The sequence below is a fragment of the Thermohalobaculum sp. genome, assembly GCF_058622915.1.
In genome coordinates this window covers 1-9313 of sequence record NZ_JBZSYN010000166.1, presented here as the reverse complement: position 1 = coordinate 9313, position 9313 = coordinate 1, and the positions used below count along the sequence as shown (strand labels likewise).

At 72.4% G+C, this 9313-nt stretch carries 9 protein-coding genes and 1 riboswitch; of the genes, 7 read left to right on the top strand and 2 right to left on the bottom strand.

Annotation, left to right across the window (positions count from 1 at the left end):
• The first annotated feature begins 73 nt into the window (after positions 1-73).
• A riboswitch (cobalamin riboswitch) is annotated at positions 74-306 on the top strand.
• 34 nt (positions 307-340) lie between these two features.
• The 7 genes from AC32QD_RS12815 (at position 341) to AC32QD_RS12785 (ending at position 7779) form a co-directional block, all read left to right on the top strand.
• The gene (locus AC32QD_RS12815) at positions 341-511 is read left to right on the top strand and encodes a CbtB domain-containing protein (RefSeq protein ID WP_492010898.1); all 171 of its coding nucleotides are present in this window, start codon (positions 341-343) and stop codon (positions 509-511) included.
• 16 nt (positions 512-527) lie between these two features.
• Complete coding sequence (locus AC32QD_RS12810; protein ID WP_492010897.1) at positions 528-1241, top strand: CbtA family protein; 714 nt, start codon at positions 528-530, stop codon at positions 1239-1241.
• Positions 1242-1246: 5 nt separating this feature from the next.
• A complete protein-coding gene (bluB, locus tag AC32QD_RS12805; protein WP_492010896.1) occupies positions 1247-1876 on the top strand; it encodes a 5,6-dimethylbenzimidazole synthase in 630 nt (209 codons plus the stop codon).
• Positions 1877-1885: 9 nt separating this feature from the next.
• The gene (gene cobW / locus AC32QD_RS12800; RefSeq protein WP_492010895.1) at positions 1886-2914 is read left to right on the top strand and encodes a cobalamin biosynthesis protein CobW; all 1029 of its coding nucleotides are present in this window, start codon (positions 1886-1888) and stop codon (positions 2912-2914) included.
• Between the two features lie 19 nt (positions 2915-2933).
• Positions 2934-6764: a cobaltochelatase subunit CobN gene (gene cobN / locus AC32QD_RS12795; RefSeq protein WP_492010894.1), complete on the top strand. Its 3831-nt coding sequence runs from the start codon at positions 2934-2936 to the stop codon at positions 6762-6764.
• A gap of 76 nt (positions 6765-6840) precedes the next feature.
• Entirely contained in the window at positions 6841-7464 is a 624-nt protein-coding gene (gene cobO, locus AC32QD_RS12790) for a cob(I)yrinic acid a,c-diamide adenosyltransferase (protein WP_492010893.1), read from the top strand.
• 3 nt (positions 7465-7467) lie between these two features.
• A complete protein-coding gene (locus AC32QD_RS12785; RefSeq protein WP_492010892.1) occupies positions 7468-7779 on the top strand; it encodes a YrhK family protein in 312 nt (103 codons plus the stop codon).
• On the opposite strand, the gene cbiB is transcribed toward AC32QD_RS12785, so the two are convergent.
• Together cbiB and AC32QD_RS12775 are read right to left on the bottom strand one after the other, a co-directional pair.
• Positions 7754-8656: an adenosylcobinamide-phosphate synthase CbiB gene (cbiB, locus tag AC32QD_RS12780; RefSeq protein ID WP_492010891.1), complete on the bottom strand. Its 903-nt coding sequence runs from the start codon at positions 8654-8656 to the stop codon at positions 7754-7756. The two genes, AC32QD_RS12785 and cbiB, sit on opposite strands and share 26 nt — an antisense overlap.
• 65 nt (positions 8657-8721) lie before the next feature.
• A partial coding sequence (locus AC32QD_RS12775; protein WP_492010890.1) for an aminotransferase class I/II-fold pyridoxal phosphate-dependent enzyme occupies positions 8722-9313 on the bottom strand: 592 nt, incomplete at its 5' end.

The following is a 9313-nucleotide window of genomic DNA, read 5'->3' as shown; positions in this document are numbered from 1 at the left end:
TTCGCGACACCGTGCCGGGCGGTTTCTGAGCCGCGTCAGCCAAGGCATTCCTTGACAGCGGGCCGGCTTTCCGCGACATCTGGCCGGGCATGGTTCCGACGGGCCCGCCCAAGCGGGCCCCGGATCAAAAGGGAATGCGGACAGGGCCGACCCACCCCGGGGACCCGAAGCCGCAGCCGCCCCCGCGACTGTATGCGGCGAGCTGCTCCCGAATCGCCACTGGCCGAAGGGCCGGGAAGGCAGGGACAGCGAGGCCAGATGGCCGGAGCCGCGAGCCAGGAGACCTGCCAGGCGTCTTGTGCAACCCCTTCCGTCGGGTGTGACGGGAAAGGAGACAACCATGGCTACTCGGGCTCTCGCCTCTTCTCGCAGCGATACCACCCTCGCGTCGATCCTGCTGGTCGCCTTCCTGGGCATCGGCGCGCTGTTCGTCACAGGGTTCGCCCATTCGGCGACGCTGCACGACGCGGCCCACAATACCCGGCATTCCATCGGCTTCCCCTGCCACTGAGCCACAGACCGGCAAAATGCTGAAGCCGATGCTGGCCAGCGCGCTGTTCGCTGGCCTGATCGCCGGGCTGTTCGCCGCCGGGCTGCAGCAGGCGTTCCTGAATCCGTTGATCAGCCGGGCCGAGCTCTACGAGTCCGGCCAGCTGGTCCATTTCGCCGGGGTCGCCCACGATCATGCGATGGCCTCTGCCGAGACCGGCCATGACCACGCCCACGCCACCGATAGCGGCGGCGCGAGGCGCGTCCTGCTGACCGTGCTGACCATGATCGCCGCGGTCTGCGGCTTCGGCCTGCTGATGGTCGCCGCCTTCGCGCTGGCCGAGCGCCAGGGGCTGGTGCGGGTCGACTGGCGCAGCGGCCTGATGTTCGGCCTCGCCGGCTTCGCCGCGACACAGTTGATGCCCGGGATGGGCCTGTCGATCGGCCTGCCCGGCACCTCGGTCGCCAACCTCGACGCCCGCCAGGCCTGGTGGGTCGCCACCGCGCTGGCCACCGCGGGCGGGCTGGCGCTGCTGGCCTGGGGGAGCACCCCGGCCCGGATCGCCGGGGCGGTGCTGATCGCCGCGCCACAGGTCTGGGGCGCGCCGGTGCCGACCCATTACGAAGGCGTCGTGCCACCCGAGTTGGCCGCGCTCTTCGCGACCCGGGCGCTGGCGGTCGGCGCAATGGTCTGGGCCGCCCTGGGCCTGCTCGCCGGCCATTTCTGGAGCCGCGAGCGGCCATCAGGGTGACCGGGATGCACTTCGAACGGGACTTCCGCGAGCATCTGGCCGAGCTTTTCGCCTGGCGCCGCGACGTGCGCCGGTTCCGCCGCGACCCGGTGCCGCCCGACCTGGTCCGGCGGCTGATCGACCAGTGCGGCCTCGCCCCCTCGGTCGGCCTGTCGGAGCCTTGGCGTTTCGTCCTTGTGCAAAGCGAAAAGGCCCGCGCCGCCGCGCTGGCGAACTTCGAGGCCGCCAACGCCGAGGCGCTGAAGGGCTATTCCGGCGAGAAGGCCCGGCTCTATGCCTCGCTCAAGCTCTCGGGCATGACCGACGCCCCCGTCCAGGTCGCCGTGTTCTGCGACGAGGAGACCGAGCAGGGCGCCGGCCTCGGCGCCCAGACCATGCCCGAAATGCGGCGCTACTCCGTGGTCTGCGCGGTGATGCAGCTCTGGCTGTCGGCCCGGGCCGAGGGGCTAGGGGCGGGCTGGGTCTCGATCCTCGACCCCGAGCGGCTGATCCGCGACCTGGGCCTGCCCGAACACTGGCGCCTCGTCGCCTATCTCTGCCTCGGCTGGCCCGAGGAGGAGCACGAGGACGCCGAACTGGAACGCGCGGGCTGGCAGAACCGGCTCGGAACCGATAACCGGGTGCTGACCCGCTAGGAGAGACAAATGCCCACGAAGATTCCCGCGACCGTGATCACCGGCTTCCTCGGCGCCGGCAAGACCACGCTGATCCGCAACATGCTGGCGCGCAACGCCGGCAAGCGGATCGCCCTGGTGATCAACGAGTTCGGCGACATCGGCGTCGACGGCGAGGTGCTCAAGGGCTGCGGCGAGGCCGCCTGCACCGAGGACGACATCATCGAGCTGTCGAACGGCTGCATCTGCTGCACCGTGGCCGAGGACTTCGTGCCGACCATGAAGCGGCTTCTCGACCGGGCCCAGCCGCCCGACCATATCGTCATCGAGACCTCGGGTCTGGCGCTGCCGCAGCCGCTGGTGCGCGCCTTCAGCTGGCCCGAGATCCGCACCCGGGTCACCGTCGACGGCGTCGTCACCGTGATCGACGGCCCGGCCGCGTCCGAGGGCCGCTTCGCCCATGACGAGGCGGCCGTCGCGGCCCAGCGCGGGGGCGACCCCAACCTCGACCACGACACGCCGCTGGCCGAGCTGTTCGAGGACCAGCTCGCCTGCGCCGACATGGTGGTGATCGCCAAGGCCGACCAGATGCAGGCGGCGGCGCTCGAGTCCGTCGAGGGCAGCCTCGCCGGGCAGGCCCGGCCCGGCGCCCGGGTGATCCGCTCCGACGCCGCCGGGCTGGCGCCCGAGATCGTGCTCGGGCTCGGCCTCGCGGCCGAGGCGGACATGGAGACCCGCGGCGCGCCGCATCACGACAACGAGGCGGACCACGACCACGACGAGTTCGAGACCTTCCACCTCGCCTTCGGCGAGATCGCCGATGCGGCGGCCTACGCCGCGCGCCTGGCCGAGGTGATCCGCGCCCACGACATCCTGCGCCTGAAGGGCTTTGCCGCCGTGGCCGGCCGGCCGATGCGGCTCGTCGTCCAGGCCGTCGGGCCGCGCGTCGAGACCTACCACGACCGCCCCTTCGGCGCCGGCCCGCGCGAGACCCGCCTGGTGGTGATCGGAGAGGCCGGGCTCGACCGCGCCGCCATCGCCCGGGCGCTGGCGCCCTGAGCGGCGGAGCCCGGCGCCGATGCACCTCCTCCTCGCCCAGCCCGGAGAGGTCAGCGACGGCACCGAGCCGGTCGATCTTGGCCAGACGCCGGCCGAGCTGATCGTCATCTCGGCCGCCGATACCGAGCTGGCGGCGCTGGCCGAGGCGCGGGCGGGGCTGGGCGCCGAGGCGCCGGAGCTGCGCCTCGCCTCGCTGCTGCACCTCGCGCACCCGATGTCGGTCGACCTCTACCTCGACCGCACGGCGACCAAGTCGCGCCTCGTCATCGCCCGCGTGCTCGGCGGCGAGGGCTACTGGCCCTACGGGCTCGAGCAGTTCGCCGCCCGTCTCGGCGCCGCCGGCATTCCCTTCGCCGCGCTGCCCGGCGACGACAAGCAGGACGCGGCACTGCGCCGCGTCTCCACCCTGGCTGCCGCGCACTACGACGCGCTTTGGGCCTATCTGGTCGAGGGTGGTCCGGAGAATGCGGCGAGTTTTCTGCGCTATTGCCAATGGCTTCTGGCGGGCGCCGGGGACGGCGAGGCGACGCTTTCCGCCCCGCCGGCCGCCCGCCCCCTGCTGCGCGCCGGGGTCTATTGGCCCGGCGCCGGCATCGCCGACCTCGAGACCGCGCGCGCCGACTGGCCGGCCCCGGACGCGCCTGTCGTGCCCATCGTCTTCTATCGCGCGCTGGTGCAGGGCGCGGGGCTCCACCCGGTCAACCGCCTGGTCAAGGCCTGCCTCGCCGAGGGGCTGGCGCCGCTGCCCGTGTTCGTCGCCTCGCTCAAGGACCCGGTCTCGGCCGGCACGCTGGAGACCCTGTTCGCCGAGGCGCCGCCCGCCGTGGTCATCAACGCCACCAGCTTTGCCGTCTCCTCGCCGCAGGCCGACGCGCACGCGCCGACGCCGCTCGACCGCCCCGGCGTTCCGGTGCTGCAAGCCGTCTTCGCCGGCGGCACCGAGCAGGCGTGGGAGGCGGGCATGGGCGGCCTGTCCGCGCGCGACATCGCCATGAACGTGGCGCTGCCCGAGGTCGACGGCCGCATCCTGGCCCGCGCCGTCAGCTTCAAGGGCGAGGCCTATTTCGACGAGGCCACGCAGTGCCGCGTCGCCGCCTACCGCGCCCGCGGCGACCGGGTAACGTTCACCGCCCGCCTCGCCGCGGCCTGGGCGCGCCTCCGCCGCACGCCGGCGGCCGACAAGCGCGTCGCGATCGTGCTGGCCAACTATCCCAACCGGGACGGCCGGCTGGCCAACGGCGTCGGCCTCGACACGCCCGAAAGCGTGGTCGACGCGCTGAAGCTGCTCAAGGCCGAGGGCTACCGCGTCGAGGGCGCGCCCGAGACCGCGGCCGAGCTCATGGCTAAGATCCAGGCAGGCCCGACCAACTGGCTGGCCGACCGCGCCCGGCGCGAGGGCGGCGAGACCCTTGGCTTTGCCGCCTACCAGCAGGTCTGGGGCCAGCTTCCCTGGGAGGTGCGCCGCCGCGTCGAGGAACGCTGGGGTCCGCCCGAGGCCGACCCGTTCCATGTGCCCGGCGCGCTGGACTGTGGCGGCTTCGCGCTCTCGATCCTGACCTTCGGCAACGTCGTCGTCGGCATCCAGCCCGCCCGCGGCTACAACGTCGCGCCGAAGGAGACCTATCACAGCCCCGATCTCGTGCCGCCGCACAACTACCTGGCCTTCTATGCCTGGCTGCGCGACGCGTTCCGCGCCGACGCGATCGTTCACTTCGGCAAGCACGGCAACCTGGAGTGGCTGCCCGGCAAGTCGGTGGCGCTGTCTCAGCAATGCTTTCCCGAGGTCGCGCTCGGCCCCGTGCCGCACCTCTATCCCTTCGTGGTCAACGATCCCGGCGAGGGCACGCAGGCCAAGCGCCGGGCGGCGGCCGTGATCCTCGACCACCTGACGCCGCCGCTGACGCGGGCCGAGACCTACGGGCCTTTAAAGGACCTCGAGGCGCTGGTCGACGAGTATTACGAGGCCGCCGGCGTCGACCCGCGCCGGCTCGAGCACCTGCGCAAGGAGATCCGCTCGCTGGTCTCGGCCAGCCGGCTCGACGAGGACGCCGGCATCACGCCCGGGATGGACGAGATGACGGCGCTGGCCAGGCTCGACACCTATCTGTGCGAGCTCAAGGAGAGCCAGATCCGCGACGGCCTGCACATCTTCGGCGCCTCGCCGACGGGTGAGCTGGAGCGCGACCTCGCCATCGCCCTGGTGCGCGCGCCGCGCGGGGACGGGCAGGGCGGCAATGCCTCGCTGATCCGCGCGCTGGCGCGCGACTGCGGCATCGAGCCCGAGTTGCTCGACCCGCTCGACTGCGAGCTCGGTGCGGCGTTCGATGGCCCGCGGCACAAGTTCCTCTGGGCCGCAGGCGGGGTCGCCGATCCCTGGCGGACCAATGGCGACACGGTCGAAAGGCTGGAGAAGCTCGCCGTCCTGGCTTTGCAGTGGCCCGAGACACCGAAGCACTTCCGACACACCTCGCCGGTGCTGGAGGCGATCCATGGCCAGATCCTGCCGGCCTTGCGTGGCTGCGGCGAGGCCGAGCGGCGGGCGCTGGTCGACGGCCTCGCGGGTCGCTTCGTGGCACCGGGCCCCTCAGGCGCTCCGACGCGGGGGCGGCCGGACGTGCTGCCGACGGGGCGCAACTTCTATTCCGTCGACAGCCGCGCCGTGCCCACGCCGACCGCCTGGACGCTCGGCTGGCACTCGGCGACGCTGCTCATCGAGCGCCACCTGCAGGACCAGGGCGACTGGCCGCGCGCGCTGGTGGTCACCGCCTGGGGCACCTCGAACATGCGCACAGGGGGCGACGACATCGCCCAGGCGCTGGCGCTGATCGGCGCCCGCCCGCGCTGGGACCAGGCCAGCCGCCGCGTCACCGGCTTCGAGATCCTGCCGCTCGAGCACCTCGACCGCCCGCGCGTCGACGTGACGCTACGCGTCTCCGGCTTCTTCCGCGACGCCTTCCCCGCCCAGATCGAGCTGTTCGACGCCGCCGCCCGCGCGGTCATGGCGCTCGACGAGCCCGAGGATCAAAACCCGCTGGCCGCGCGCCACCGTGCCGACCGCGCACGCCTGATCGCCGGGGGCGCGGACGAGACCGAGGCGCACCGTCGCGCCGGCTATCGCGTCTTCGGCTCGAAGCCCGGGGCCTATGGCGCCGGCCTGCAGGCGCTGATCGACGAGCGGCTGTGGGACAATCGTGCCGACCTCGCCGAGAGCTACCTGGAATGGGGTGGCTATGCCTATGGCCGCGAGGCGGAGGGCACGCGCGAGCGGGCGCTGTTCGAGACCCGCCTGGGCGAGGCCGAGGGGATCGTGCAAAACCAGGACAACCGCGAGCACGACCTGCTGGATTCGGACGACTACTATCAGTTCGAGGGTGGCGCCGCGGCCGCCGTCGAGCATCTCCAGGGGCGCGCGCGGCCGGTCTACCACAACGACCACTCACGCCCCGAGCGCCCCGTGATCCGCACGCTGGAGGAGGAGATCGGCCGCGTCGTGCGCGCCCGCGTGGTCAACCCGAAATGGCTCGCCGGCGTCATGCGCCACGGCTACAAGGGCGCCTTCGAGATCGCCGCCACGGTCGACTACCTGTTCGCCTTCGCCGCCACCACCCGCGCGGTGAAAAGCCACCATTTCGACCTCGTGCACGAGGCAGTGCTGGAGGACGACGCGGTGCGCGCCTTCATCGCCCAGGCCAATCCGGCGGCGCTGCGCGAGATCGCGCAGCGGCTGATCGAGGCCGCGGAGCGCGGGTTGTGGCAGCCCCGGTCGAACCGCGCCCGATCCTTGCTCGACGGGCTCGCGGCGGGAAGAGCGGCGGCCAGCGGCGAGCCGGGCGCGGGCCGCCCGACTTGACCGGGCGCTGCGGCCTCACGTTCAATGCGGCGAGACCGGCCTGTCCGGTCGAGGTCCCGATCAAGGGGAGACAGCCATGACCGCCACGCCGACGCCTGACGCCGATGCCCGCCACGCCGCCAAGATGGCCAAGAAAAAGGCCGCACGCGACAAGATCATGGCCACCAAGACCGGCGAGAAGGGCCTGATCGTGGTGCACACCGGCAAGGGCAAGGGCAAGACCACCGCCGCCTTCGGCATGATCTTCCGCTGCATCGCCCATGGCCTGCCCTGCGCCGTGGTGCAGTTCATCAAGGGCGGCATGGCGACCGGCGAGCGCGACCTGATCGAGCAGCGCTTCGCCGATATCTGCCGGTTCCACACCATGGGCGAGGGCTTCACCTGGGAGACCCAGGACCGCGCCCGCGACACCGAGATGGCCCGCGCCGCGTGGGAGAAGGCCAAGGAGCTGATCCGCTCGGGCGACTTCCGCATGGTGCTGCTCGACGAGATCAACATCGCGCTGCGCTACGACTATCTCGACATCGCGGAGGTCGTGGAGTTCCTGAACACCGAGAAGCCGCCGATGACCCACGTCGTTCTTACCGGCCGCAATGCCAGCGACGAGCTGGTCGAGATCGCCGACCTGGTCACCGAGATGGAGTTGGTCAAGCACCCCTTCCGCTCGGGCATCAAGGCGCAGATCGGCGTGGAGTTCTGAGCCATGGCCCTGCGCGAGTTGTTCCGCTTCCGCCGCTATGGCCAGTCCGACCGCCACGCCGAGATCTGGTCGCGCTACGAGAAGGTCTATACCGCGTTCGATTTCGTCGCGGCGTTCGCCTTCCTGATCGGCTCGGTGCTGTTCTACGACACGGCGACGCAGTTCACCGCGACCACGCTGTTCGTCGTCGGCTCGGCCTTCTTCGCCGCCAAGCCGACCGTGCGGCTGCTGCGCGAGTTCCACCTCGCCCAACTGCCCCTGCCTGGCGACGACACCGGCGGAAAGGTGGTCACGTGGCCAGATCAATCACAATAGCCGCCGCCAGCACCACGCCCCAGGCGCGCCAGATGAGCGCCACCGCGTCGTCGATGTCGCGCGCATGCGCCAGGCGGCGGCCGTCCGCATTGAGACAGGGGTCTTGCGTGACCACCCCGCCATAGCTGCGCGGCCCGGCGAGCGCCAGCCCGAGCGAGGCCGCCGTCGCCGCCTCGGGCCAGCCGGCGTTGGGCGAGCGGTGCTGGCGGGCGTCGCGTCGCATCACGGCAAAGGCCGACCGGCCGCCGCCGACCAGGCAGATCGCGGCGCCCGCCAGCCGCGCCGGGATCCAGTTCAGCGCGTCGTCGAGCCGCGCCGCCGCCCAGCCGAACTCGCGGTAGCCCCCGTTCAGGTGGCCGATCATCGAGTCGGCGGTGTTGACCGCCTTGTAGACCGCGATGCCGGGGAGCCCCGCGAGCAAAAACCAGAAGGCCGGCGCCACCACCCCGTCGGCGAAATTCTCGGCCGCGGACTCGACCGCCGCCCGCGCCACGCCGGAGTGATCGAGCGTCTCGGGGTCGCGCCCGACGATCCGCGCCACGGCCTGGCGCCCCTCGGCGAGCGAGACCCTGAGCGCGGCCGAGACGGCATGGACGTGGTCCGCGAGGCTGCGCTGCGCCAGGAGCGCCGCCGCGCCCAGCACCTCGAAGACGCCGCCGAAGCCGTCCCAGGACAAGAGCGCGGCTGGCAGACCGGCCGCCAGCGCCAGCACCAGCACGGCCAGCACCCCCTTGGTCCGGCGATTCTCGCCCGCGTTCAGCCGGCGCTCCAGCCTCTCCACCAGCCGCCCGAACAGCACGGCCGGGTGGGGCACGCGGCGCCACAGCCAGTCGGGCTCGCCGCAAACGGCGTCGAGGATCAGCGCCAGCGCCAGCATCGCTCAGCCTTCCCGGCCGGGATCGGCGAAGCGACGCGCCGGTCGATCGGGCGGCCCGGCGCGCCTCATGCCCCGCCCAGCGCCTGCTCGAGCCGGCGCCAGCCCGCCGGGTCGCCGGGCAGGCCGAGCCGCAGCCAGCGCTCCGACCAGGGAAAGGTCCGGCTCCAGATCCGCGCCCCTGCGAGCCGGGCCTGTGCCTCGCCGGCGCCTTCGGTGTCGAAGGTGGCGAACAGCCCGGCCTCGCCGATCAGCCGCCAGCCGGCCGCCGTGCCGAGCGCCACCAGCCGGGCGCAGTCATCGGCCAGCCGGGCGCGGGTCGCATCGGCCCAGTCGCGGTCGCCCAGCGCCCGCGCGCCCAGGGCGAGTGCCGGTCCCGAGACCGCCCAGGGCCCCAGAAGCGCCGCCAGCTGCCGCGCCTTGTCCGGCGCCGTTATGGCGAAGCCCAGCCGCGCGCCGGCCAGCCCGAAGAACTTGCCGAAGGAGCGCAGCACCAGCAGTGCCCCGCGCCCTGCCTGGGGCACGGCGGAGAGGTCGGGTGTCGGGTCCATGAAGCTTTCGTCCACGACGAGCAGCGACAGCGCCTCGGCCATCAGCGCGATCTCGCCGGGCTCCCAGCGCCGCCCGTCCGGGTTGTTGGGGTTGACGATCACGGCCGCC

Excerpts from the sequence above, each read along its gene's own strand:
- cobN (WP_492010894.1), top strand. The coding sequence starts at position 2,934 with ATGCACCTCCTCCTCGCCCAGCCCGGAGAGGTCAGCGACGGCACCGAG.
- AC32QD_RS12785 (WP_492010892.1), top strand. The coding sequence starts at position 7,468 with ATGGCCCTGCGCGAGTTGTTCCGCTTCCGCCGCTATGGCCAGTCCGAC.
- AC32QD_RS12815 (WP_492010898.1), top strand. The coding sequence starts at position 341 with ATGGCTACTCGGGCTCTCGCCTCTTCTCGCAGCGATACCACCCTCGCG.
- bluB (WP_492010896.1), top strand. The coding sequence starts at position 1,247 with ATGCACTTCGAACGGGACTTCCGCGAGCATCTGGCCGAGCTTTTCGCC.
- AC32QD_RS12810 (WP_492010897.1), top strand. The coding sequence starts at position 528 with ATGCTGAAGCCGATGCTGGCCAGCGCGCTGTTCGCTGGCCTGATCGCC.
- cobO (WP_492010893.1), top strand. The coding sequence starts at position 6,841 with ATGACCGCCACGCCGACGCCTGACGCCGATGCCCGCCACGCCGCCAAG.
- cbiB (WP_492010891.1), bottom strand. The coding sequence starts at position 8,656 with ATGCTGGCGCTGGCGCTGATCCTCGACGCCGTTTGCGGCGAGCCCGAC.
- cobW (WP_492010895.1), top strand. The coding sequence starts at position 1,886 with ATGCCCACGAAGATTCCCGCGACCGTGATCACCGGCTTCCTCGGCGCC.